A 25,350-nucleotide genomic window follows, 5' to 3' on the forward strand; every position below is an offset into this window, starting at 1 on the left:
TATTCAAAAGGAACTTTCCCCGAAAATAAAGGAGAAAGTTCCTTTTTTTATTTGCCTGAAACAGTATATCATTCTGTTTATTTAACACTTTATTGATATTAGTTTTTTATATCATCATATACAGTACATCACTTTCTTTTAAAATCATTATTTTTGCACATCAAATTTTCATATGACTTCACAAGAAATACGCCAAAGGTTCTTAGATTTCTTTAAAGAAAAAGGACACCAGATCGTTCCGTCCGCACCAATTGTGCTAAAGGATGATCCTACACTGATGTTTTCCAATTCGGGGATGACGCAATTCAAAGATTTTTTCTTAGGCTACAAAGAGCCTTCAAGTCTCAGAATTGCCGACACACAAAAATGTCTTCGTGTTTCCGGAAAACACAATGACCTGGACGATGTAGGCCGCGATACCTACCATCACACAATGTTCGAAATGCTGGGTAACTGGTCTTTCGGTGACTATTTCAAAAAAGAAGCAATAGCCTGGGCGTGGGAGCTTCTTACAGAAGTATATAAGATTTCTAAAGACGATTTGTATGTAACCATATTCGAAGGTGATGCTTCAGAGAATCTCGAAAGAGATCAGGATGCCTATAATTACTGGAAAGAATATGTTGATGAATCCAGAATTATCAATGGTAACAAAAAAGATAACTTCTGGGAAATGGGTGATACCGGACCATGCGGACCATGTTCTGAAATTCATGTAGATATTCGTAGCGCTGAAGAGAAAGCAAAAGTATCGGGAAGAGAATTAGTAAACCAGGATCATCCACAAGTCGTTGAAGTATGGAATCTTGTATTTATGGAATTCCTGAGAAAAGCAGATAAATCTCTGGAAAAACTTCCAAAACAGAATGTAGATACTGGTATGGGCTTCGAGCGTCTTTGTATGGCATTACAAGGAAAAGAATCTAACTACGATACAGATGTATTCACACCACTAATCTCTAAAGTAGAAGAAATTTCAGGTAAAAAGTATACAGGTATTCTGGAAGATGAAAAAGATATTGCTATTCGTGTAGTAGTAGATCATATCCGTGCTGTAGCATTTGCTATTGCCGATGGACAATTACCTTCCAATGGTGGTGCCGGATATGTTATCCGCAGAATCCTAAGACGTGCCATTTCATATGCATACAGATTCCTGGACATGAAAGAAGCTTTCCTTTACAAGCTTGTTGCTGTTCTAAAGGATCAGATGGGTTCTTTCTTCCCGGAAATTGTAAAACAAGAGAAACTGGTTACCGAAGTAATTAAGGAGGAAGAAAATTCATTCCTGAAAACGATTGAACACGGATTGGTAAGACTGGATGCAATTATCCAGGCTACTATAAAAAATAACGAGAAAAACCTTCCGGGCGAGCAAGTATTCGAACTATACGATACTTTTGGATTCCCGGCTGACCTTTCCCGTATCATTGCTGAAGAAAAAGGATTAAGCATAGACGAAGCTGGTTTTGAAGAGGAAATGAACAAGCAAAAGCAACGTTCAAAACAATCTTCTGCTTCTAAAACTTATGACTGGGTTATTTTGGAAGAAAAACCTGAAAACTTTGTAGGTTATGATCTTACTGAAAACGAAGTGAAAATTACCCGTTACAGAAAGATTGAAAATAAAGACGGTGAGTTTTACCAGATCGTACTGGACGAAACTCCTTTCTATGCAGAAGGAGGTGGCCAGGTTGGAGATAAAGGAATCTTAGAAAATGCTACAGAGAGTATTGAAATTCTGGATACAAAAAAAGAGAATAACCTTAATATCTCTTTAATCCCTACTCTACCACAGGATGTAAAAGCCACTTTTACAGCAAAAGTTGATGTTTCCAAAAGAAAGGATACAGAAAATAATCACTCTGCTACTCACCTTTTACACGAAGCTTTAAGAAGTGTATTAGGAACTCACGTAGAGCAAAAAGGTTCATTTGTAGGACCAGATTATTTACGTTTCGACTTCTCGCATTTCAGCAAAATGACAGAAGAAGAATGGGCTGCTGTAGAGCAACAGGTAAATGAAAAGATCAGAAAAAATATAGCACTTCAGGAATACAGAAATATTCCGATTCAGGAGGCTATGGACAAAGGTGCTATGGCTTTATTTGGTGAGAAATACGGTGACAATGTCCGCATGATAGAATTTGGAACATCCAAAGAATTATGTGGAGGAACACACGTAAAGAATACCGGAGAAATAGGACTTTTCAAAATAGAATCTGAAGGTTCTGCTGCGGCCGGAATCCGTAGAATTGAAGCAATCACCGGATCTAAAGCTAGAGAATATTTCGAAACATTAGAAAAGAACTACCAGGAAATAGCACAGTTCCTCAAGTCCAAAGATGTTTTAAGATCTGTTCAGAAACTGGTAGAAGAAAACCAATCTTTAAAATCAGAAATTGAAAGCTTTAAAGCTGAAAAAGCGAAACAAGAAGCTTTACAATGGAAAAATGAATATCAGGATAAAGGTGATAAAAAGCTATTGGTAAAGAAAACTTCAATGGATGCTGGTTCTGTTAAGGATATTGTTTTCCAATTGAAAAAAGAGATTCCGGGATCATTAACGATTATCTTATCTAATGCTGGTGATAAACCAATGATTACAATCGGAGTTTCTGATGATCTTACTCAGACTTACCAGGCCGGAGCTTTAATTAAAGATCTTGCTAAAGAAATCCAAGGCGGCGGTGGTGGTGCTCCTGCATTTGCTACAGCCGGAGGTAAAAACCTAGACGGACTGGAAAAAGCTTTTGAGAAAGCACAACAGTTATAACAACATCGTTTATACATAAAAAAAGCTACCTGAATAGGTAGCTTTTTTATTTTGTAAAACTTATTTACTAAGGATTTGTAGAGAAAATAGAACCATTAGCAATTAGCGCTCTTCTGTTCATTTTCAGGATATCTCTAACCCACTCTGCAAAGTCTTCCGGCTGTAATACTTTATCAGGGTTACCATCTGTTAAGCCTGCTCCAATACTCATATCCGATGCTATTGTACTTGGCGTAAGCGTAATCACACGGATATTTTGTTTTCTCCATTCTGCCATCATTGACTGAGAAAGTGATATTACCGCTGCTTTAGAAGCTGCATAAGCCGACATTCCGCCGCCACCTTTCAATCCAGCTGTAGAAGCAACATTTACAATATCTCCCTGGCCATTTTCTTTCATAAACGGATATACCGCCTTTGAAGCATAATACACACCAAAAAGGTTGGTTTTAATTACCTGCTCCCATACATCAGAAGACATATCTTCCAGTTTTCCCATATTTCCGATTCCGGCATTGTTTATCAGGATATCTACACTTCCTAACTTACCTGCAAGATCTGCAATACCTTTTTGTACCTCAGCTTCCTGATCTACATTGAATACTGCATAAGCCGATTTCACACCCAGCTGCTCCAATTCGGCTACTGTGTTCTTTAAATTTTCTTCATTTCTTCCGGTAATTGCAACGTTTGCTCCTTCATTAGCCAGCGCTAAAGCAACTGCCTTACCTAATCCTTTTCCACCACCGGTTACAATGGCGTTTTTTCCCTTTAGATCCATTATGTTATTTTTTATCTGTGTATACAAATTTACAAAAAGCATCAGAGACTAATGTTTCAAATTGTTTAAATCTCAACACTTAAGTTACTTGAGATTCCAACTATTAATACATATAACTAGGTTCACTAAAGATAAAAATCAAAGATTTTCAAAAAACTAAAGTCTTCTAATGTGAACTATTATTATAATGAATAACTTTTTCCTTAAGTGTTTTATAAAATTTCAGTCAAACCATTAGCATCTATTAAATCCTTAACCTCCGAAACCGTTATTTCTTTGCTTTATCTTATTTCTTTGTTGCTTTCTGTATTCCCACGGCGCTATTGCATGAACATCCTGCCACAACCCTAACTTCTGATTCTTAGCGACCTCCTGTAAATCACCCAAAGATTTATCCTTTGAATAATTAAAGTACCACCAGCCCAATCCGGCTTTGATAAGTTCTGCAGAAAGATATTTTCCATTGTCATAATATACTTTAGCTATTGACCTTCCATAACGGTCCGTATCAGTTTCTACATAAGTAATGCTTTTTCCAAAAATTTCTGAAGAAGTAAATTTTTTGGCATTTTTACCAAAAGGCTGCCTGCTTTCCGGACAATCTACCTCTGCCAGTCTTAATGTTTTCTGTACATTACCTTTTAAAAGAACCACAACAGTATCCCCATCCTTAATCCCTACTACTCTTGCTACTGTCTGTGCAGACAATAAAACAGGAAATAATAATAGTGCTATTATTTTTTTCATGGCCGCAAATATAAGCATATACAATACGAATTAGTTTCTTTTACTATCGCTGTTTATTTGAAATTTGTCCGTATTTTTAGTCGTCAAAAAACACAGTATTTATGCTTTTGGAAGATTACACTTTCAGTATTGGTTCAGAAAAGATTAAAATTCAGGAAGTAAATGGAGTTTTTAAAGCCAAAAATATTCGTTATGCCAAATCAGAACGCTATCAGCTGCCAGTACCCGTAAGCATTACCGAAGCATTAGCTGATATACCTGTACTGACACCTGTCTGCCCCCAATACCAAAGCGCAATGCTGGAAAGACTGATTGAACCTACGCATGTTGAAGATTTTCTGGTTGAAGAATCTCCACAATATCTTTCCATTACTTTTCCAAAAGACATTTCACCAGAGGAAAAACTCCCTGTCATTATCTGGATTCATGGCGGATCTTATGAGATAGGATGTGGGAGCCTTCCCACTTCAGATCCTTCAGTCTGGGTAAAAGAACAGCGCATTATTGTTGTCTCAGTCTCTTATCGCTTAGGCCTATTTGGATTTTTAGGGGGTTATGATGAAAGACCTGCTAATCTGGGATTATTTGATATCATAGAAGCATTAAAATGGATTAAGGCAAACATTTCAGAATTTGGGGGAAATCCTGAAAATATTACTCTGTTAGGACAGTCTTCCGGAGGTGATGCTGTTACCCATCTTATGATTGCCGAAGGTGCCGAAGGTTTATTCAAGAGAGCTATTATCCAAAGTGCACCCTTAGGACTTCGTGAGAAAAGACAAAAAATGTCAGAAGAATTTTCGTTGAAAACAAGCCCTATCAAAGAGGATGCAGATTTTATGAAAATGGTAGACGAATATTCAAAGTTTCGTCCTTCCCTTTTAAAATATGGTTTAAAAGCAGCTATGCCATTCGGTCTGCAATATGGTTTTCCGCCTATGGCACCAGAAAATAAAATTCGAAAATTATGGAAGGATCATGCTGCAAAATATGATGTCCTTATTGGGCTGAATGATGAAGAGACTGCATTCTACTTAAGAACTTCAGGAGCACTGCAAAAATATACAGAGAAGGGCTTCGGAAAGAAAATACTGGATAAAACGATACGTCTGACCACTGAAAAGATATACGGAAAACCAGCGGCTGAATTTGCTTCATCCTATGCAAAGGCTGGAGGAAATGTATATTTATTCCGGATTTTCTCAAAACTGGAAAGCAATAAAATAGGAGCGGCTCACTGTTTAGATCTTCCATTGTTGTTTGGTAATGAAGAAGCATGGAAACATGCAGAACTATTAAAAGGTATTCCATGGGCGGAAATCAATAAAGTCGGAAAGAAAATACGAGCTATTTGGGCAGAATTTGCCAAAAATGGATCTGTTTCAGAAAATTCAGAAAAACCCGAAGTTTTAAAAATTTCCCAAATAAGGGACAAATAATATATTCCGGCCTAAACACCTTATTAATAAGCATTCCAACACATTTACTTTAACAAAAATTTAAATTTTATTTGTGTTTTCTGTAACTTTCTTACACATAGCTTTGTCTTATATAAAAACAATATATGAAACAAGCTTTATCCATTCTATTTCTCTTCTTTATAAGCTTTTATTTTAGTCAGACTCAACTAAAAGTTATTAATGCTGACAATAGAAAACCCGTTCCGGACGCTTCTGTTTACTGTGATGACAATTTACTTGGAAAAACCGACCAAAACGGTATTTTATCATTTAAAACCAAATGCAAGAAAGTCGATATTCTGGCTAATGACTTTGAAGACGAAGAGGCTGCAGTAAGCAAGGAAATGCTTGTTTCCCTGAAACCAACTTCCGAAAAAACAAAGAGTATCAATCGGGTCACTATCGCTGATAAAAGCGATCCGCGTGCCTTAAAAATTCTTGATGAGCTTTTAAAGCGCTACAAAGAAAACAGTCCGCAGTCATTAGACTCTTACAATTTCAAATCTTACAGCAAAATATCTATTGACTTTGATAAAGACTCTATTAGTGCTTATCAGGATTTTATTTCTAAAAGAAAAGACTCTATCGGTAAAATTCAGAACAGAAATCTGAAAACCCCGGAAACGAAAAAGAAAGATTCACTAGCCGAGGAGGATTTGGTAAGTACTGTAACCCACAATCAATATTTTCTTTGGGAAAAGGTTTCAGAATATCTTTTTTCTAAAAAATACGGAGAAAAAACAAATATACTGGACAACAGAATGTCCGGCTTTCCTAATCCTATTTATGAAGCATTGGCACTGAATATTTCAAACCTCAACAAAATCCCCAGACAGATAAGACCTGAAAGCAGAACTATTTACAACTATTATATATCGGATACAACTACTATAGACAATAGGAAAACCTATGTAATTAAATTCAAGGAGATCAACAATAAACTAAGGCAGAATCCACGAAAATATAATGGTTTCATCTATGTAGATGCTGAAAATTATGCTTTAAAGAAAATAGAAAGCAATAGTAAAAAGACAAATGAGGGGAACGTAGTTTCTGTATGGAAACCAATCAACAACAAATGGTTTCTGGATTACGAAAACCTGAAAATAAAAATGGGTGACCAAAGTTTTACTACCGGAAAGGTACAAGACAGCGCTAAGACCTCCGAAAAACCTAAACTAAAAAGAAAGAGGTTTGGCAACTATCTGTTTATTAAAAATCAGTTCTTTGGTTTTGAAATCAATAAAGAACAAAAAGCTGAAGATTTCCGGGGGTACACCATGACTGTTAAAAATTCCGATGGAAAGCTCCTGCAGGAGTACAGAACAGACAGCCTTACAGAAAGAGAAAAAGGCACCTATGTAAAAATAGACAGCCTTGTTCAAAAATATGATTTCGATAAAAAAGTAAGTCTTTTCACCAATCTGATGAAAGGAAATCTACGTTATAAAATGTTAGATTTTGACCTGACTAAAATTATTAATTACGATAAATATCAGGGCATAAGACTGGGAGCCAGTGTCAAACTGAATGAAAAGTTCAGTAAAACGTTCTCTCCTGATGCTTATTTCGGCTATGGATTCAAAGACCATCGCTGGAAGTATGGTGCAGGTCTGGATATGAAGCTTTCAGATAAAAGAACATCGGTTTTCCGCGTAGATTATCTTGATGACGTATTCCCTGCTGGGCGAATCAATACCACATTCTGGGACAATCCAATGAGGCTAAAAGATATTCTTGTTGATATGCACAATGCAAACTTTTACCGGAGTCAGAAATGGGGTGCTTCTTTTTTATACGACCTGTCCAATACACTAAGTGCTAAAATCAGTGTTAACCATGAAAATCAAAATGCTCAATTCGACTATCAGTATCAGAATATGGGTAACAGCTTTAAAAATGTCAGCACTACTCTATCCTTGAAATATGCACCGAATGATAAAAATTTGATGACACCTGGTGGAAAGCTTACCTACGAAAAGCATTATCCTTATTTCTTTGTAAACTATGAAAAAGGAAGTAAAATATTCGACGGAGATCTTAATTATCACAGATTAGATGCCTTAGCTATCCATCAGTTCGGAACTAAATTAGGCTATACCAATATTAAAGTTTTTGGTGGCTTTTCTTCCGGAACAGCACCGATATGGAAAAACTTTGAGATTACCGGACAAACAGGAGATTTTAGCAGTAACTGGGCATCAAAAATAAACAAACCTTCCAATTTAGGATTCGTAACTATGCCAGCTGGAACATTCTATGCAGACAAATTTGTTGGTTTTCAGATTTCTCAATCTCTGCCATTCAGATTCAGAACTCTTGGAAAAGCTTATTCCAATATAGAACTGGAATACCAAACTGTAGTAGGTAATTTCAAAAATAGTGCAGACCATCAGTTTAATTTTCGGGTACTGGATCACAACTATCAGGAAGTGGGGATTATATGGAACAGATTTCTGGGTAGTAAATTTGGTGTAGGTTTTTCTTACAGATTAGGTTACTATCAGATGCCGGCATTCAAAGACAATATTGGGTTCCAAATCAAATTAAATGCCTTTTAGAAAATTTCTTTTTACAGTTTACAATATGATTAAAATAACAGATTGTTTATTTTTGTAAAAACATTTATTGACCCTATGTCCGAAAACATTCAACAAAAGATAGAAGAGCTAAGAGAGGAGCTTCATCAGCATAATTACAATTACTATATTCTGGATGAACCTTCTATCTCGGATTTTGAATTCGACGCAAAACTGAAGGAACTTCAGGATCTGGAAGCTCAGTATCCTGAATTCAATGATCCTAACTCACCTACTTTACGAGTTGGCGGCGGGGTTACCAAAAACTTTCCCACTGTACAACACCAGTTCAGAATGTACTCACTGGATAATTCCTATGACTTCAATGATCTGGAAGATTGGGAGAAACGGATAATAAAAACCATTGATGAGCCTGTAGAGTTTGTTGCAGAACTAAAATATGATGGTGCTTCTATTTCCATTCTTTATGAAAATGGAAAACTTATTCAGGCAGTAACCCGTGGAGACGGATTCCAAGGAGATGAAATTACAAGTAATGTAAGAACTATTTCCGATGTTCCGTTAAAGTTAAAAGGTGAATTCCCTGAACATTTCTATATGCGTGGAGAAATTTATCTTACCCGAAAAAACTTCGACAAACTCAATGCACTGCGTGAGGAAGAGGGGCTTGACCCTTTTATGAATCCACGAAATACAGCCAGCGGAAGCCTTAAAATGCAGGATTCCGGTGAGGTAAGAAAACGTGGACTTTCTGCAGTATTATATCAATATATCGCTGAAAATTTCCCTGCAGAAACCCACTGGGATTTATTGGCAAATGCAAAGCAATGGGGCTTCCGGGTTTCCGAAGATCAGGCTAAATTATGCAGAACCTTGGATGATGTAAAAAATTTCATCAATTACTGGGATCAGGAAAGACATAACCTGCCTTTTGAAATTGATGGTATTGTAATAAAGGTAAACTCCCTAAAACATCAGCGTGAACTTGGTTATACTGCCAAATCACCACGTTGGGCTATGGCCTATAAGTTTAAGGCAGAGAAAGTCGAAACTGAGCTTCTGAGCGTTTCTTATCAGGTTGGAAGAACTGGCGCTATTACCCCTGTAGCCAATCTTCGTCCGGTTCTATTAGCCGGAACAACTGTAAAACGTGCATCACTACATAATGAGGATATTATCAAAAAATTAGATCTTCATGAAAACGACTTCGTTTATGTAGAAAAAGGTGGTGAAATCATTCCTAAAATTGTAGGTGTCAATACTGAAAAAAGAACATCTGAAAGTAAAGAAATAGAATACATAAAGCACTGTCCGGAATGTGGGACTGAGCTTGTAAAAATAGAAGATCAGGCAATACATTTTTGTCCTAACGAACTGCATTGCCCGCCACAGGTAGTTGGCAGAATGATCCACTATGTTTCCCGTAAAGCTCTGAATATAGAAAATCTGGGTGGTGAAACTATCGAACAGCTTTACCGTGAAAAGTTAATTGAAAATCCGGCTGATCTTTATACACTAACCAAGGAACAATTACTTCCATTAGATCGTATGGCTGAGAAATCTGCACAAAACATTCTGGATGGTGTGGAAAAATCAAAAGAAATACCTTTTGAAAAAGTATTGTACGGAATAGGTATCAAGCATGTGGGGGAAACAGTTGCTAAAAAGCTGGTGAAAAACTTCCCAACAATAGAGGAATTAAAAAATGCGACAGAAGAAGAGCTTTGCCAGGTAGAAGATATCGGTGCAAAAATAGCTGTAAGTATCACTGAATTCTTTGCGAATCAGGAAAACCTTTTGATGATAGAACGTCTGAAAAACTATGGTGTACAATTGGAAAAAGGGGAAAATACCAATGACGTAATCAGCAATGTTCTGGACGGAAAAACGTTTCTTTTTACCGGAAAATTATCTCTTTTCACCAGAGAGCAGGCTGAAGAAATGGTAGAAAAACATGGTGGTAAAAATATTTCTGCTGTGTCTAAAAACCTAAACTATCTGATTGTTGGAGAAAAGGCCGGAAGCAAGCTGAAAAAAGCTCAGGATATCGGAACTATTACGATTCTGGATGAACAACAGTTTTTAGATCTTGTTAATAGCTAAGAGCCGTTCATTTATAAAATTCACGCCTCACAGATTTTAAATATCTGTGAGGCGTTTTTTATTATTTTTTAGGCAGTTGTACTGCGATCTCATAAAGTTTCCCAGCCATTAGGAATTTAATTCTCTCTCTTGTTGTTACAGTATTAATACTACCATCCCTCAGAATAATAATTCTGTCCCCAGGCGCTATATTCTGATCGGCAAGCCAGTCTTCCGGAGCTACATCATTTTCTTTACGTTTCATAGCTTCCAGAATATCTTCCGCCAGCTCCTGAAAACGTTCATCATGAGAATATAAAATTTCATACTCAGCAGGAAGTTTCACTCTGAATACAGCACGGTTATCAATTAGCTTCGCAAAATCATCGAATAACGGATTATCTGCACCGTCTGTAAATCCTATTTCTACAAGATCTCCCTGATGCTCCTGAGCATATTGTTCTGCATCCTCGAAAGTTTCAAAGTTTAAGATCAGCTTATAATTATCAAAAGAGTATTCTTGCAGTCTTTTTTTAGTATTTTCCATAATCAGGTTTTTATTTGTCTATATACAATTTATAAAAAACTGATTATTAATCAATTATAAAATAGTTGTTTTAACAAAAATTTAAAATTTATCCTTAAATTTGTTATAACATCAAAAATCTAATTATTAATCCGGTGAATACGCAAAGAATAGAAAATATCCTCGACAATAAAAAGATTCCCATTACTTCTATGCGGATGCTGGTTCTGGATGCTTTTCTAGAGGCTCCACAAGCTCTTTCGCTGTCCGATTTGGAGGAAAAACTAGTACAGTCTGATCGTAGTACTTTATACCGCACCCTGAAAACTTTTGAAAAGAAAGGTCTTATTCATGGTATTCAGGAGCATAATACGACACAATATCTCTTATGTAGTGATGACTGTAATGAAGAAATCCACCATGACTATCACCTGCATTTTTACTGTACAGAGTGCAAACAAACGACTTGTCTGGAAGAAGTAAGCTTTAACAATGTTCCTTTTCCGGATGACTATCTGGTAAAAGAGTTAAAGTTTCTGGCCACAGGTATTTGTAAAGAATGTCGTGAAACTATTCAATAACCTGTTATTTTAATCTTCTCATAGGAAAAGTCTGGTGACGTACATTTCCGTTTTTAACGCCTGAAATTTCTGCAACCAGTGAATCAGCATTTACTTTTGTATAAGAAACAGATTGTGGAAAATCATGTTCTGGATTTCCAAAAACCATTTTATGGTCTGTAATGGTATAAGCTTTAAAACTAACCGGTTCACCATTATTCTGATTTCTTACTGTAGGAATGTAATATAAATTTTCCCCTTCTTGCTTTAACTGTACCATTTCGAATATAATAGTATCTGCGCCTTTAACAGCATAGCTCTTTCCCGCCAACTCATTTTCGTTTATTTTCTTCCAGGATTCATAAACACTTCCACGAGAGGTTTTATTCTCCCAGGTACCAATAAGCCACATAGCATTATCAATTGGCTTCACAGAGTAATGAGCCCAGCTGCTCACAATAGATACTACAATAATTGCAGACAAAAATATTTTTACAGACTTCGTTTTCATACCAATGATTCTTATTTCAAATATACAGAAACCACACTTCACCTTTATAACCAAAAACCTTAATCTGCTAATAATCTCTTTTTATCGTTTAATAAGATGATTTCATCGGTAGCTTTCGATATCCGTACGGGATAAAAATACCTTTGAAAAAAATCAAAAACTATGTCATTATTTACACCTTTTATCTGGATCTTAATTCTTCTTCCGGTTATCATTTCAGCTTTTATAAAATCTAAAAACAGAAATACTAAATACCTACTCTACTTTCTGCTTTACTTCTTTGCAGATTCATATCTTCAGATATTAGGAAGGCAGTATATCAATTTGGAATTCATAGGATTAAAGTTTGCATGGATTACTAAACTTATAAGCCTCTCCATTGCCCTAGCTTTTATATTGTCGGTGTCCAAAAGTGAGCAGGAAGCAATTGGATTCACGACCAAAACCAACAGTAAAAAACAATTGCGATATGGTATTCTGGTATTTTTAGGCTTTACTCTTTTCGATATTATATTCAAATTGATCTTATTCCCTAAAGGAGCTTCTTTTGATGCTGAAACTTTTATCTTTCAGGCGACCATGCCTGGTCTGAGTGAAGAAATATTATTCAGAGGGATATTCTTATGGATTTTGGAAAAAGCTTTTCCTCCTCAATGGAATTTCAAAGGTATTAAGTTTGGCTGGGGCTTTATTATTATAACTATTTTATTTGCAGTGATGCATGGTGTTGTACTAACTGATACACATCAACTGAAAACAGATATTATCACGATTGTTTACCTTGCTTTAATCTCCTCTCTTAGCGTTGGCATTTTGCGAAAGTTCTCCGGCAATCTTATTTTTCCTGTATTGGGTCATAATTTGATCAACACCATCAATGTCATTATAAGAATTCTATAATACTAATCTGCAAAAGCAACTTCAAAAAACTATCTTTGAAGTTGCTTTTAAATATGCAAAAAACTAAATATACCAGTGTCTAATAATTACTTTTCGGATAAAATTGCCACATTCGACTTTGACCAGTTTTATACTAAAAAAAGAAGAATTTTATTCCATAGTATTATGTGGTTGCTTTTTGCCACATTTTTACTGCTTAGCTATATTCTGGCTTATGATATTCCACCACTTCATAGCCTGATTCTAACCCTGCGTATGACGATTTGCAATATGGCAGTTTTTTATACTTTTTTCTATATTCTTTTACCCAGAATCTTTGAAGGCGGAAAAATAAAGGCCACTGTATTATTACTTCTTAGTATTCCTTTCTGTATATACTTGTGGATGGCTATCACCTACTTTACTACATTGGTCTACAATAATTTTGGATTCGATATACCTACAGGTGAACTAAAAGGTGTTATTTCTAAAGCGGCTGAACAAAGTTTTGCACAAGCCCTATCTTTCAGAAGAGTTTTATCTCAGATTATTATTGTCATCTCACTCTTATCGCCCTTCTTTTTTGTCAAAATTCTTTTCGAAATTTTCAGAATGTACAACAGAACATTAAAGCTACAACAACAGAAAATGGAAGTGGAAATTCAGAATATTAATATGGAAAAGAATTTCCTGAAAGCTCAGCTCAATCCACATTTTCTTTTTAATACTCTAAATAATCTATACAGTCTGGCTATAAAAAAAGACAATCAGACTCCGGAAGTTATTCTTAATCTTTCTGAGATGATGAGCTACACTTTATATGAATCAAATACTGAAAAAGTTTCTCTGGATAAAGAACTAGACTTTATCAAAAATTATTTTGAGTTAGAAAAAATGCGCTATCCTACGGATAAAAATATTCAGATAAATATTTCTAATGAAGGCTGTACTTCAGATTTATATATAGCACCTTTGCTCACGTTCAGCTGTATAGAAAATGCCTTTAAATACGGGCTAAAAAGTACAGAAGAACAATTTATTCTTTTAGATATAAAGACTGAAAACAACACATTTTATTTCCAATTGGAAAACGATGTAGAAAGAATAAACCAGGATCAATCTGTTGGCGGAATCGGGCTGGAAAATATGCGAAAACGTTTAGTGTTATTGTATCCTGAACAGCATGAATTACAAATAGAAAATACCGGGAACAGATTTAAAGTAACTTTAAAAATAGTTTTAGAAAACTGATGGAAAAATTACATTGCATAATTATAGATGATGAACCACTTGGTAGAGATGTTATAGAGACTTTTGTACAAGAAGTTCCATTTCTTAGTTTAACAAAGTCCTTTGGAGATCCCACAGAAGCTCTGATCTATCTTCAGAATAATACTGTAGATATTATTTTCAGTGACGTTCAGATGCCTAAAATCAACGGAATGGAGCTTGTAAAATCACTATCAAATCCACCCATCATTATTTTTATTACAGCCCATCGTGATTTTGCGCTGGATGGCTTTGATAACGGAGCCACAGACTACCTTGTAAAACCGGTACGTTTTGATCGTTTTCTGAAAGCCATTAACAGAGCCAAAGATTATATCGCTCTAAAGCAGATTCCTTCAATCCAACAAGTCAATCCGGATAGAATATTTATAAAATCTGAAGGCAAACTCATTAAAATATTGCTGAGTGAAATCCTGTATGTTGAGGCTCAGGGTGACTATCTAAAAATTGTAATAGATTCTGCAACCTACACTACACAGGCAACCTTAAAATCCATGGAAGAAATTCTGACCTTACCCGGTTTCTTTCGTGTGCAGCGTTCATTTATATTGAATACAGAAGCTATAAGAAGTGTAAACGCTAATATGGTAGAACTTATCAATGGAAAAACAATATCAATAGCGCTGAATAAAAAAGATGAACTATTCAGTCTGTTAGGCATAAAATAGAACTTTGCAATAGGGTTGCATGCTTCCCCGCATTATCTTTGATAAAAATTAAAAGTTATGAGTTCAAATAGCGACTGCTGCAGCACAAAACCGCAGCAACAACACAATCATCAGCACAACGGGGATGGACATGATCACGATCATGGTCACGACCATTCTCATGATAATAGCGAGAAAACAAACTTCCAGTTATTTTTGCCAGCTGTGATTTCCTTCGTTCTGCTTATGGTAGGAATCGCATTGGACAATTATATAAAACCTGAATGGTTCAAAGGCTGGGTAAGAATTGTATTATATGTAGCAGCATATATTCCGGTAGGGCTTCCGGTACTAAAAGATGCAATAAACAGCATTAGATACAGCGATTTTTTTTCAGAGTTCTTTCTGATGAGTATTGCAACTCTTGGTGCTTTTGCTATCGGAGAATATCCTGAAGGCGTTGCCGTAATGCTTTTCTATTCTGTAGGCGAAGTATTCCAAACGATGGCTGTACAGAGAGCCAAAAAGAATATTAAAGGACTATTGGATCAGAGACCGGATGAAATTACGATTCTGGAAAACAATATTCCTAAGACTATTAAAGCCGAAACTGCACAGGTTGGGCAGATTATTCAGCTAAAACCAGGTGAAAAATTGGCATTGGACGGGGAACTGATTTCAGAAAGCGCATCTTTTAATACCGCTGCACTAACGGGTGAAAGTAAACCAGATACTAAAAGAAAAGGCGAAGCTGTACTTGCGGGAATGATCAATCTTAATTCGGTCTCTCAGGTACTGATTCAGAAAGAATATAAAGACAGTAAACTTTCCAAAATTCTGGAACTGGTACAAAATGCCACTTCTCAAAAAGCACCAACAGAATTGTTTATCCGGAAATTTGCTAAAGTATATACTCCAATTGTTGTCGTATTGGCTATTGCGATCTGTCTTTTACCTTACTTCTTTGTACAGCAATATGAATTCAGAGACTGGTTATACCGCGCATTGATATTCCTGGTTATTTCATGTCCTTGTGCCTTGGTTATTTCTATTCCTTTGGGATATTTCGGCGGAATTGGTGCCGGAAGTAAAAACGGAATCCTGTTTAAAGGTAGTAACTTCCTGGATGCATTAGCCAATATTCAGAATGTGGTAATGGACAAAACCGGAACAATGACAGAAGGTGTATTCAAAGTACAAACTGCAAATATTGAAAACGGATTTGATAAAGATGAGATTCTGAAATATCTGAATGTTATTGAAAGTAAATCTACACACCCTATTGCAACTGCTGTACATGAATATGTTGGTGAAGTAGACCATTCCGTAGTATTAGAAAATGCAGAAGAGATTCCGGGACACGGATTGAAATCTACAATCAACGGAAAAGATTTCCTTGCCGGTAACTTCAAGCTAATGGATAAATTCAATATCCAGTATCAGGTTAATCACTCTGCAATTTCCGATACATTAATCGCTATCGCTTACGGAGGACAGTTTGCAGGTTATCTGAGTATTTCGGACCAGATAAAGCCAGATGCAATAAAAGCTGTTACAGAACTTAAAAAACTCAATATAAAAACAACTATGTTGAGTGGTGATAAAACAGCCGTAGTAAAAGAAGTAGCACAAAAGATAGGAATTGAAAATGCTTTTGGCGATCTTTTACCTGAAGATAAAGTTGAGAAAGTAAAAGCCATAAAAGCACAAAATGAAACAGTTGCCTTCATCGGAGATGGAGTAAACGATGCTCCGGTTGTTGCCCTAAGTGATGTCGGAATGGCGATGGGCGGATTAGGCAGCGATGCTACAATTGAAACGGCAGACGTTGTTATTCAGGATGATCAACCTTCAAAAATTCCTACAGCCATCAGAATAGGAAAAGAGACTAAGAAAATCGTATGGCAGAATATTATACTGGCATTTGCCGTAAAAGCTATCGTACTTGTTCTTGGAGCAGGAGGTTTAGCTACTATGTGGGAGGCGGTATTCGCTGATGTTGGTGTAGCGCTGTTAGCTATTCTAAATGCAGTAAGAATCCAGAGAATGAATTTTTAAAATTAACATCAATAGAAAACGCCAGAAAATATTTTCTGGCGTTTTTTTATATCTAAGTACTTAAAAATATTTTTTATAAATTTGATTACCAAACAGATAACATTTTTTTAATTAAAAATGTAAGATTTGGAAAATAATTTAGATACCGATTTTCATAAAAGATTAATTGATTTTATTAAAAATACAAATCATATTTTTTTCACTACGCATACTAAAGTGTGTTACTCTATAATAGAAAGAATACACAGAAGAGTTTTAGATGGGTATGGCACTAAATTTGGGCCTATAAAAGTAGATCAAAAGACTAATCTTATTGTAGATGGAAATCACAGATATATTGCTTATAAATTAGCTAATTTCGATTTTGAGACTATTCCATGGAATAAAAACTATAGTGATTTATATAATAATATCAACGATTTCATAATAGTCATAAATGAAGATTGGGACATGAATAGTGAAAAAAACAGAAAATATTGTAGTGATGATTTTCTTAAAGATTTATAAATATTCAATATGAAACTTTTTTTAGACATTGACGGTGTAATGGTTCATGCCAATCCACATAAACAAGTGGAGATGGAAGATGATGGATTCTATAAATTCAATCATAAGGCTGTTGATGCCCTAAATTCAGTTGATCACACCAATATTGAATTAGTCCTTTCAACTTCCCATAGATTTAGATTTAACCTCAGCCAATGGAAACATATCTTTAATAAAAGAGGAATCAAATTTGATAAAATATCTATTATAAATCAAGATTTAAACCATAAATACTCCAGAAAAACAGAGATAGAAAAATGGATTACAGATCATCATATCAATTCGAATGATGTTATTATTATTGATGATGATAAATCATTAAATGGTCTACCAGAAAGTTTAAAAACGAGATTAATTCTAACTGATCCTTATATCGGATTAATCGATTCTAAGGAATTAAAAAGAATTTTGACCGAGAAATAAATCAATATAAATAGTCAGAAGCAGGTTTCTGACTATTTTTTATATTTTGAATTACTTCTTCTGTTTTTCGATGCCGAATAATACGTAAGTTTGCATCTCAATTCTATCATATGCCGGGAACTATCCTCATCATTGACGACGAGCTGAAACTTCTGAAACTTCTGGGAATGATTCTTTCTCAGGAAAAATTCAGTGTAAAAGAAGCTTCGACTGCAAGATCAGCTATGACCATGCTGGAGCAGCACGATTTTGATGTTGTCCTGAGTGATGTCCGGCTTCCTGATGCATTTGGTGTAGAATTGGTAAAAGCCATTAAAACTAAGTATCCTGAAAAAGAAGTTATTTTGATGACTGCTTTTGGAAATATTTCTGATGCTGTGCAGGCAATGAAAAACGGTGCATACGATTATCTTGTAAAGGGAGATGATAACGAAAAAATTATTCCTCTTGTATACAGAGCGCTGGAAAAAGCAAAAGATAACAGATCCCATAATACAATTCCAGTATGTAAATTAAAAGGATTGGATCAGATCCTGGGAACTGCAGAATCTATTCTTCAGGCGAAAAAATTGGCGGAACGAGTTGCCCATACAGATGCTACCGTATTACTAACCGGGGAAACAGGAACCGGGAAAGAAGTATTTGCCCATGCTATCCATGAAACAGGAAGCCGAAGCAATAAAAACTTTGTTGCAATCAACTGTTCTGCTTTCAGCAAAGAGATTTTGGAGAGCGAACTGTTCGGACATAAACAAGGATCCTTCACCGGAGCTGTAAGAGACAAAAAGGGATTGGTAGAAGAAGCCAATGACGGCACATTATTTCTGGATGAGATTGGAGAAATGCCAATGGATCTACAGGCGAAATTGCTACGCGTACTGGAGACTGGAGAATTTATTAAAATGGGAGAAACGAAAGTATCGACCTCTAACTTCCGTCTTATCGCTGCTACCAACAGAACCCTTTTGGAAGAAGTAAAACAGGGAAATTTCAGAGAAGATTTATACTTCAGACTTAATGTCTTTGAAATTCATTTGCCGGCATTGCGTGAAAGAAAGGAAGACCTGAAAATTTTGGCCAAAAACTTTATCGATGTCTTCAGTAAAAAAATGAATCTGATTTCAAAAGTTCAGGTTTCCGAAGATTATTATAAAACCTTAAAGAAAAATAACTGGCAGGGAAATATTCGTGAGCTTAGAAACACTGTTGAAAGAAGTCTTATTCTGATGAATAACAATATTCTGGATGCCGACAGCCTTCCTCTATATTCAGAACAAACTTCTGCAGAAACAGATTCATTGAGTATTAAGACTCTTGAAAAAGAACACATCCAGAAAGTATTACAATATACCAAAGGTAATAAAGCTGAAGCTGCACGACTTTTAGAAATCGGTATAGCAACATTATATCGTAAGCTAGAGGAATACCAATTGAGATAAGGAATTCTATTTATTATTATATATAAGACACCCCATAACTTATGAAAGTTATGGGGTGTCTTATTTTAACAAACCTATTCCCTATTTATCATTTTGGATAATGAGCCTATCATTTTGATAAGGTTTTCTCTGTGAACAGTATGTCCGAAAAACACACAACTCATTACACAACAATACTTTAAGAACATTCATAGTGAATTGGAACTGGTTTTGGCATATATCGTTCAGATAAAAATTATGAAAAATGACAACTTTAAAAAAAACCAGTCAGAAGCCCAGCCAGTCTTCTTATACCTGGTTACTGACGTTTCTGGCAGCACTCGTGGTCTTAACCTTAATTATTAGAATAGTATGATGCTTTTAGTCCTTTTATTACTCAGTATTGTTTTGTTCTGGCTTTTGTATAAAACAGTTCAATTTTTTGATAAAATATAACATATCATGTGGAGTTTATTCATCCTTTCCGTTCTGGCATTCATTTACATCTGTTATGTGCTTATGAAGCCTGAAAAATTTTAAATTATTATGAATACAGAAATTTTAGGCATTATTGCCATGTTTGTTCTAACCTTAATCATAGGTCTTTTCTTAGGAAAATATATTGCCCGTGTATATGGTTATGAGAAAACCTTTTTAGACCCGGTTTTTAATCCTGTTGAAAAGTTATTTTTCAAAATATCAGGAATAAATCCCAATCGCCAGATGAACTGGAAGCAAAATATGTATGCCATGCTTACCATTAATCTGATTTGGTTTGTTATCGGGTTCATCCTCCTGCAAACCCAACAATGGCTGCCTCTGAATCCGGACAACAATCCTAATATGTCACCGGATTTAGCTTTTAATACAACAATATCTTTTCTTGTTAACTGTAACCTTCAGCATTACTCAGGTGAAACCGGGGTCAGTTATCTCAGTCAGCTTTTTCTGATGTTTCTTCAGTTTGTAACAGCTGCAACCGGAATGGCGGCTATGGCTGTACTATTTAAAGCTTTCAAAGAAAAAACAACTACAGAATTAGGAAACTTCTACGATTATTTCATGAAATCCATGACCCGGATCCTGATTCCTATTTCCATTATTGTAGCATTTATTCTTTCTGCAAACGGAAGCCCAATGACTTTCGAAGGAAAAGATCATATTACAACGCTTGAAGGACAAAAATCAGACGTTTCAAGAGGTCCTGTAGCTGCATTTGTTGCTATTAAACACCTAGGTACTAATGGTGGCGGCTTTTTCGGTACTAACTCTGCCCACCCCTTAGAAAATCCTAATTACGTTACCAATATTACGGAAATGGCTACTCAGATGATCATTCCGTTTGCGTTAGTATTTGCATTGGGCTTTTATCTTAAAAGAAAAAAATTATCCCGGATTATATTTACAGTAATGACTGTAGGCTTTCTTGCATTAGCAATTCCTAATGTAATCAATGAGACTTCCGGAAATCCACTCATTACTCAGATGGGTGCAGATAGCAGTCTTGGTGCTATGGAGGGCAAAGAAATTCGCTTTGGCAGTGCTTCTTCAGGTTACTGGAGCATTGCAACTACTGTAATCTCTACCGGATCTGTAAACTCTATGCACGACAGTACCATGCCTCTTTCCGGAATGAATGAACTTCTGGCAATGATGATTAACTGCTTTTATGGAGGTTGTGGTGTTGGAATTCTTAATTACTTCATCTTCATTATTCTGGCAGTATTTATCAGCGGGCTAATGGTCGGAAGAACTCCGGAGTTCTTGGGTAAAAAGATTGAAGCTAAAGAAATGAAAATCGCTATGATTGTAGCATTATTCCACCCGTTTCTTATTCTTGCAGGAACTGCACTTACAGCCTATCTGCCGGAATTTGGTACAAAGACATTAAACAATCCGGGCTTCCATGGCTTCAGCGAAATGCTGTATGAATTCACTTCTTCTTCAGCAAACAACGGATCAGGTTTTGAAGGTCTGGGAGACAATACACCATGGTGGAATATTTCCACAGGGATTGTCCTTCTTCTTTCAAGATTTATCCCGATTATAGGCCCTATTGCCATTGCAGGATGTCTGGCCGAGAAAAAATTCATTCCTGAGGGGTCCGGAACACTAAAAACTGACACATTAACTTTTGGATTCATGACGCTTGCTGTCATCATATTAATTGCTGCACTATCCTTCTTCCCTTCTCTTACACTGGGACCAATCGCAGAACAGCTTCAATATTTTTCCAAATAACAGAACATTTTTAACATTAAAAAAAATGAAAAATCAATCTCAAACATTATTTCAAAAAGATTTGGTAAACGAAGCGGTGAAACAATCTTTCGTAAAACTGAATCCGAAAATTATGTTTAAAAATCCGGTGATGTTTCTTGTAGAAATTGGTACAGTAGTTATGCTTATTGTATCATTATTCAGCCTTGCAGGAAATACAAGCCAGGGAAGCTTTGCTTATAACTTTTTAGTTTTTATTATATTATTTTTCACTGTTCTTTTCGCCAACTTCGCTGAAGCAATCGCTGAAGCCAGAGGCAAAGCACAGGCCGATTCTCTTCGAAAAACCCGTGAAGAAACTCCTGCAAAAGTTATTACAAAAAACCAGCCGGGATTTCAGATAGAAACCACATTGAAAAGATCTGCGGAAATGCAATTGGGAGATATCTTCTTATGTAAAGCCGGAGATCAGATTCCAATGGATGGTGAGATTATTGAAGGGTTGGCTACTATTGATGAGTCAGCCATTACCGGAGAAAGCGCTCCTGTTATCCGTGAAGCCGGAGGCGACAAAAGCTCTGTAACCGGAGGTACAAAAGTACTATCTGACAGAATAAAAGTAAAAGTTACAACTAAACCTGGTGAATCTTTTCTGGACAAAATGATTGCTCTTGTGGAAGGAGCTTCCCGCCAGAAAACACCTAATGAAATAGCATTAACAATACTTTTGGCGGGCTTTACCCTTACTTTTATTATCGTTACTGTAACACTGAAACCTTTTGCAGACTATGCGCAAACCCCAATTACTATAGCGGCATTCATTTCCCTCTTCGTTTGTTTAATCCCCACTACAATTGGAGGTTTGCTTTCTGCAATCGGAATTGCAGGAATGGACAGAGCACTTCGCGCTAATGTAATTACTAAAAGTGGTAAAGCCGTAGAAACTGCCGGAGATATAGATGTACTACTTTTGGATAAAACCGGAACTATTACAATAGGAAATCGTAAGGCCACTCAGTTTCACCCTTGTCTGGCTGTAGCGAAAGATGATTTTGTAAAAGCTGCTGCTTTGAGCTCTGTTGCAGATGAAACCCCTGAAGGAAAATCTATCATAGAACTAAGCCAGCTGAAATCAGAAGACCTGAAAATAAACAATCCTCATTACATAAATTTCACAGCTGAAACAAGAAGTTCGGGTGTAGACTTCGACGATACCAGAATCAGAAAGGGAGCTTATGATGCGATAAAAAAACTGACAGAGAAAGCAGGAAATATTTTCCCTAAAGAAACAGAAGAAGCGGTAATCAAGATTTCTGAAAATGGAGGTACTCCATTAGTGGTATCACTTAATGAAAAAGTAATTGGTGTAATAGAATTACAGGACATTATTAAAACCGGAATTCAGGAACGTTTCCAGCGGCTAAGAAAAATGGGTGTAAAAACGGTAATGGTTACCGGAGACAACCCTTTAACTGCAAAATACATTGCTGAAAAAGCAGGAGTAGACGATTTTATTGCCGAAGCTAAACCTGAGGATAAGATGAACTACATCAAAAAAGAGCAGCAATCTGGTAAGCTGGTTGCGATGATGGGAGACGGAACGAATGATGCGCCCGCATTGGCCCAGGCAGATGTAGGTGTAGCAATGAACAGCGGAACACAGGCAGCAAAAGAAGCAGGAAACATGGTGGATCTAGACAATGACCCTACTAAACTTATTGAAATTGTGGAAATTGGAAAACAATTGCTAATGACCCGCGGAACGCTGACTACCTTTAGTATTGCTAATGATGTTGCCAAATATTTCGCGATTATTCCGGCCTTGTTTATCACCTTTATTCCGGCGCTTCAGAAGCTTAATATTATGCAGCTTCACAGTCCGCAATCGGCTATATTATCAGCGATTATATTCAATGCTGTAATTATCCCGATTCTTATTCCGCTTGCACTAAAAGGTGTGGCTTACAAACCAATAGGTGCCAGTGCTCTTCTGAGAAGAAATCTGCTTATCTACGGATTAGGAGGAATCATTGTTCCTTTCATCGGAATAAAAATTATTGATCTGTTCATCAGTGTATTCTTTTAAAGTTTAAAAAAATGAAAAATTATATTCTACCTGCCGTAAAACTCACATTTGTGATGGCAGTACTCGTTGGCATTTATCTTATGTTTGTATATGCTGGTTCAAAAGTTCTTCCTACCGGCGGAAATGCCGAAATTATTACCTATAAAGGTCAAAAATTCTATAGAAATATCGGACAGGAATTCAAATCACCAAAATACTTTCACGGACGTCCTTCTTCAGTAAATTATAAAGCTGACGGAAGTGGCGCAAGCAATAAAGGCCCAAGTAATAAAGAGTATCTGGATATTGTACAAAAGAGACTCAATACGCTGAAAATGGAAAACCCTGGCATGGAAAACACAAAAGTTCCTGTGGAACTTATCACTGCCAGTGGCAGCGGATTGGATCCTGATATTTCTCCTGAAGGAGCTCTTTATCAGGTAAAAAGAATTGCTAAAGTTCGTAATCTTTCTGAGGAAGAGGTTAAGAATCTTGTTACCCAAAATACAACTCCACCAGTTCTTCACCTTCTGGGACCAGCTAAAGTAAACGTATTAGAACTGAACGTGGCATTAGACAAACTTAGCACTCACCAATAATCATGAAACGTTTTTGCAATGCTTCTAAAAAGCGGCATTGCATCTGACAAAAACATCAGCTGCAGGAAGCGGCAAATTAAAAAAATCTACGAATGAAAAAGAGCATGATAGCCCTTGTGGCAATGGGACTGAGTTTTTCAGCAAAAGCACAGTCTTCAGACAGTATTTCAACAGCTAAGAAAATAACATTCTCTGCCTATGCAGAAGTATTTTACAGTTATAATTTCAATGAACCAAGACAACATATACATCAGAATTTCCTGTACAATTTTAACCGCCATAATGAGATCAACCTCAATCTGGCCGTTGCAAAAGCAACTTATCAGGACAAGCGTATAAGAGCCAACTTAGCACTAATGGCAGGAACCTATCCTCAGGACAATATGGTTGCAGAACAGGGAGCACTGCGCTACATCAATGAAGCCAATATTGGGGTGAAAATTTCTGAAAACAAAAATTTATGGATCGATGCAGGGATTATGCCGTCGCATATTGGATGGGAAAGCGCAATTGGCAAAGACAACTACACGTTAACCCGAAGTATAGCTGCTGAAAACTCTCCGTATTTTGAAACGGGTGTCAGACTTTCTTATACTACTGACAACGGAAAATGGTACCTCAGCGGACTTGTACTAAACGGATGGCAGAGAATAGCCAAGCCTGAAGGTAATCAGAGTATTTCTTTCGGACATCAGGTTACTTACAAACCATCAGAGAAAATAACCCTGAACAGTAGCTCATTTATCGGAAATGATAAATCAAGAGAAGAAAAAAGAATGCGGTATTTCCACGATTTATATGGAACCTTTCAATTAACTGATAAATTTTCTGCTATTGCAGGCTTTGATATAGGAGCAGAACAAAAAGTAAAAGGTAGTGATGCCTATAATATATGGTATTCTCCTAACCTGCTGTTAAAATATCAGCTTAATCCGGATTGGGCTGTAGCAGGAAGACTGGAATATTATAATGATAAAAATGGGGTAATTATCAATTCCGGCACACCCAATGGATTCCAAACTTTTGGTTATTCCGTAAATGTGGATTACACTATTTTCAAAAATGTAATGTTCCGTACAGAAGCAAGAGGCTTTACTTCTAAAGATGCTGTTTTTGCAAAAAATGATAATTTTAAAAAAGCTAATTTTATTATAACATCAAGTCTTAATGTATGGTTTTAAAAAATTACAACTACAAAAAGAGGTGAGAAATGGTAAAGTTG

General features: G+C 36.2%; 21 protein-coding genes. 17 read left to right on the top strand and 4 right to left on the bottom strand.

Annotation, left to right across the window (positions count from 1 at the left end):
• Positions 1-172 precede the first annotated feature (172 nt).
• The gene (gene alaS, locus AYC65_RS11545) at positions 173-2,776 is read left to right on the top strand and encodes an alanine--tRNA ligase (protein ID WP_034871120.1); all 2,604 of its coding nucleotides are present in this window, start codon (positions 173-175) and stop codon (positions 2,774-2,776) included.
• Positions 2,777-2,843: 67 nt separating this feature from the next.
• Here the strand turns inward: alaS and AYC65_RS11550 are convergent, their stop codons facing one another.
• On the bottom strand, positions 2,844-3,557 hold the full coding sequence (locus AYC65_RS11550) for a 3-ketoacyl-ACP reductase (RefSeq protein ID WP_034871165.1): 714 nt from the start codon (positions 3,555-3,557) through the stop codon (positions 2,844-2,846).
• A 252-nt stretch (positions 3,558-3,809) separates the two neighbouring features.
• A complete protein-coding gene (locus tag AYC65_RS11555; protein ID WP_234300318.1) occupies positions 3,810-4,304 on the bottom strand; it encodes a thermonuclease family protein in 495 nt (164 codons plus the stop codon).
• Positions 4,305-4,405: 101 nt separating this feature from the next.
• Here AYC65_RS11555 and AYC65_RS11560 point away from each other — a divergent pair, with 101 nt between their 5' ends.
• The 3 genes from AYC65_RS11560 to ligA all read left to right on the top strand — a co-directional run bounded on the left by AYC65_RS11560 (position 4,406) and on the right by ligA (position 10,407).
• On the top strand, positions 4,406-5,743 hold the full coding sequence (locus AYC65_RS11560) for a carboxylesterase family protein (protein WP_034871122.1): 1,338 nt from the start codon (positions 4,406-4,408) through the stop codon (positions 5,741-5,743).
• A 125-nt stretch (positions 5,744-5,868) separates the two neighbouring features.
• Positions 5,869-8,325, top strand: coding sequence for a DUF5686 family protein (locus AYC65_RS11565; RefSeq protein WP_034871123.1), 2,457 nt, complete (start codon positions 5,869-5,871; stop codon positions 8,323-8,325).
• A gap of 75 nt (positions 8,326-8,400) precedes the next feature.
• Positions 8,401-10,407, top strand: coding sequence for an NAD-dependent DNA ligase LigA (ligA, locus tag AYC65_RS11570; RefSeq protein ID WP_034871124.1), 2,007 nt, complete (start codon positions 8,401-8,403; stop codon positions 10,405-10,407).
• Between the two features lie 61 nt (positions 10,408-10,468).
• Here ligA and AYC65_RS11575 read toward each other — a convergent pair whose 3' ends face one another.
• Positions 10,469-10,933: a hypothetical protein gene (locus AYC65_RS11575; RefSeq protein WP_034871125.1), complete on the bottom strand. Its 465-nt coding sequence runs from the start codon at positions 10,931-10,933 to the stop codon at positions 10,469-10,471.
• A 191-nt stretch (positions 10,934-11,124) separates the two neighbouring features.
• Here AYC65_RS11575 and AYC65_RS11580 point away from each other — a divergent pair, with 191 nt between their 5' ends.
• Complete coding sequence (locus tag AYC65_RS11580; RefSeq protein WP_045185062.1) at positions 11,125-11,493, top strand: Fur family transcriptional regulator; 369 nt, start codon at positions 11,125-11,127, stop codon at positions 11,491-11,493.
• A 4-nt stretch (positions 11,494-11,497) separates the two neighbouring features.
• On the opposite strand, the gene AYC65_RS11585 is transcribed toward AYC65_RS11580, so the two are convergent.
• Positions 11,498-11,983: a DUF6265 family protein gene (locus tag AYC65_RS11585; protein ID WP_034871127.1), complete on the bottom strand. Its 486-nt coding sequence runs from the start codon at positions 11,981-11,983 to the stop codon at positions 11,498-11,500.
• Between the two features lie 162 nt (positions 11,984-12,145).
• Here AYC65_RS11585 and AYC65_RS11590 point away from each other — a divergent pair, with 162 nt between their 5' ends.
• From AYC65_RS11590 to AYC65_RS11640, 12 genes are all read left to right on the top strand, one after another.
• On the top strand, positions 12,146-12,883 hold the full coding sequence (locus AYC65_RS11590; RefSeq protein WP_034871128.1) for a CPBP family intramembrane glutamic endopeptidase: 738 nt from the start codon (positions 12,146-12,148) through the stop codon (positions 12,881-12,883).
• A gap of 75 nt (positions 12,884-12,958) precedes the next feature.
• A complete protein-coding gene (locus tag AYC65_RS11595; RefSeq protein WP_034871129.1) occupies positions 12,959-14,113 on the top strand; it encodes a sensor histidine kinase in 1,155 nt (384 codons plus the stop codon).
• Complete coding sequence (locus tag AYC65_RS11600) at positions 14,113-14,820, top strand: LytR/AlgR family response regulator transcription factor (RefSeq protein WP_034871130.1); 708 nt, start codon at positions 14,113-14,115, stop codon at positions 14,818-14,820. Before AYC65_RS11595 ends, AYC65_RS11600 begins: the two co-directional genes overlap by 1 nt.
• A 57-nt stretch (positions 14,821-14,877) precedes the next feature.
• Positions 14,878-16,857 (top strand): heavy metal translocating P-type ATPase, encoded by a 1,980-nt coding sequence (locus AYC65_RS11605; protein WP_034871131.1) that lies wholly within the window; start codon positions 14,878-14,880, stop codon positions 16,855-16,857.
• A gap of 126 nt (positions 16,858-16,983) precedes the next feature.
• Complete coding sequence (locus tag AYC65_RS11610; protein ID WP_034871132.1) at positions 16,984-17,364, top strand: ParB N-terminal domain-containing protein; 381 nt, start codon at positions 16,984-16,986, stop codon at positions 17,362-17,364.
• 9 nt (positions 17,365-17,373) lie between these two features.
• Positions 17,374-17,826 (top strand): HAD domain-containing protein, encoded by a 453-nt coding sequence (locus AYC65_RS11615; protein ID WP_034871133.1) that lies wholly within the window; start codon positions 17,374-17,376, stop codon positions 17,824-17,826.
• A gap of 110 nt (positions 17,827-17,936) precedes the next feature.
• Positions 17,937-19,265, top strand: coding sequence for a sigma-54-dependent transcriptional regulator (locus AYC65_RS11620; protein WP_034871134.1), 1,329 nt, complete (start codon positions 17,937-17,939; stop codon positions 19,263-19,265).
• A gap of 441 nt (positions 19,266-19,706) precedes the next feature.
• Positions 19,707-19,784 (top strand): potassium-transporting ATPase subunit F, encoded by a 78-nt coding sequence (locus tag AYC65_RS21250; protein ID WP_165698305.1) that lies wholly within the window; start codon positions 19,707-19,709, stop codon positions 19,782-19,784.
• 6 nt (positions 19,785-19,790) lie between these two features.
• Positions 19,791-21,485, top strand: coding sequence for a potassium-transporting ATPase subunit KdpA (gene kdpA, locus AYC65_RS11625; RefSeq protein WP_034871135.1), 1,695 nt, complete (start codon positions 19,791-19,793; stop codon positions 21,483-21,485).
• Between the two features lie 25 nt (positions 21,486-21,510).
• Positions 21,511-23,550 (top strand): potassium-transporting ATPase subunit KdpB, encoded by a 2,040-nt coding sequence (gene kdpB / locus AYC65_RS11630; protein WP_034871136.1) that lies wholly within the window; start codon positions 21,511-21,513, stop codon positions 23,548-23,550.
• An 11-nt stretch (positions 23,551-23,561) separates the two neighbouring features.
• Positions 23,562-24,128 carry a potassium-transporting ATPase subunit C gene (locus tag AYC65_RS11635; protein ID WP_034871137.1) on the top strand — a complete coding sequence of 189 codons (567 nt, stop codon included), beginning with the start codon at positions 23,562-23,564 and terminating at the stop codon, positions 24,126-24,128.
• A gap of 92 nt (positions 24,129-24,220) precedes the next feature.
• On the top strand, positions 24,221-25,309 hold the full coding sequence (locus AYC65_RS11640; RefSeq protein ID WP_172795469.1) for a porin: 1,089 nt from the start codon (positions 24,221-24,223) through the stop codon (positions 25,307-25,309).
• The last annotated feature ends 41 nt before the right edge of the window (positions 25,310-25,350 follow it).

It is taken from the genome of Elizabethkingia bruuniana (assembly GCF_002024805.1).
Lineage (GTDB): Bacteria > Bacteroidota > Bacteroidia > Flavobacteriales > Weeksellaceae > Elizabethkingia > Elizabethkingia bruuniana.

Excerpts from the sequence above, each read along its gene's own strand:
- AYC65_RS11635 (WP_034871137.1), top strand. The coding sequence starts at position 23,562 with ATGAAAAATTATATTCTACCTGCCGTAAAACTCACATTTGTGATGGCA.
- AYC65_RS11575 (WP_034871125.1), bottom strand. The coding sequence starts at position 10,933 with ATGGAAAATACTAAAAAAAGACTGCAAGAATACTCTTTTGATAATTAT.
- alaS (WP_034871120.1), top strand. The coding sequence starts at position 173 with ATGACTTCACAAGAAATACGCCAAAGGTTCTTAGATTTCTTTAAAGAA.
- AYC65_RS11550 (WP_034871165.1), bottom strand. The coding sequence starts at position 3,557 with ATGGATCTAAAGGGAAAAAACGCCATTGTAACCGGTGGTGGAAAAGGA.
- AYC65_RS11620 (WP_034871134.1), top strand. The coding sequence starts at position 17,937 with ATGCCGGGAACTATCCTCATCATTGACGACGAGCTGAAACTTCTGAAA.
- AYC65_RS11640 (WP_172795469.1), top strand. The coding sequence starts at position 24,221 with ATGAAAAAGAGCATGATAGCCCTTGTGGCAATGGGACTGAGTTTTTCA.
- AYC65_RS11565 (WP_034871123.1), top strand. The coding sequence starts at position 5,869 with ATGAAACAAGCTTTATCCATTCTATTTCTCTTCTTTATAAGCTTTTAT.
- kdpA (WP_034871135.1), top strand. The coding sequence starts at position 19,791 with ATGAATACAGAAATTTTAGGCATTATTGCCATGTTTGTTCTAACCTTA.
- AYC65_RS11615 (WP_034871133.1), top strand. The coding sequence starts at position 17,374 with ATGAAACTTTTTTTAGACATTGACGGTGTAATGGTTCATGCCAATCCA.
- AYC65_RS11580 (WP_045185062.1), top strand. The coding sequence starts at position 11,125 with ATGCGGATGCTGGTTCTGGATGCTTTTCTAGAGGCTCCACAAGCTCTT.
- AYC65_RS11605 (WP_034871131.1), top strand. The coding sequence starts at position 14,878 with ATGAGTTCAAATAGCGACTGCTGCAGCACAAAACCGCAGCAACAACAC.
- AYC65_RS11585 (WP_034871127.1), bottom strand. The coding sequence starts at position 11,983 with ATGAAAACGAAGTCTGTAAAAATATTTTTGTCTGCAATTATTGTAGTA.
- AYC65_RS11600 (WP_034871130.1), top strand. The coding sequence starts at position 14,113 with ATGGAAAAATTACATTGCATAATTATAGATGATGAACCACTTGGTAGA.
- AYC65_RS11560 (WP_034871122.1), top strand. The coding sequence starts at position 4,406 with ATGCTTTTGGAAGATTACACTTTCAGTATTGGTTCAGAAAAGATTAAA.
- kdpB (WP_034871136.1), top strand. The coding sequence starts at position 21,511 with ATGAAAAATCAATCTCAAACATTATTTCAAAAAGATTTGGTAAACGAA.
- AYC65_RS21250 (WP_165698305.1), top strand. The coding sequence starts at position 19,707 with ATGTGGAGTTTATTCATCCTTTCCGTTCTGGCATTCATTTACATCTGT.
- ligA (WP_034871124.1), top strand. The coding sequence starts at position 8,401 with ATGTCCGAAAACATTCAACAAAAGATAGAAGAGCTAAGAGAGGAGCTT.
- AYC65_RS11555 (WP_234300318.1), bottom strand. The coding sequence starts at position 4,304 with ATGAAAAAAATAATAGCACTATTATTATTTCCTGTTTTATTGTCTGCA.
- AYC65_RS11590 (WP_034871128.1), top strand. The coding sequence starts at position 12,146 with ATGTCATTATTTACACCTTTTATCTGGATCTTAATTCTTCTTCCGGTT.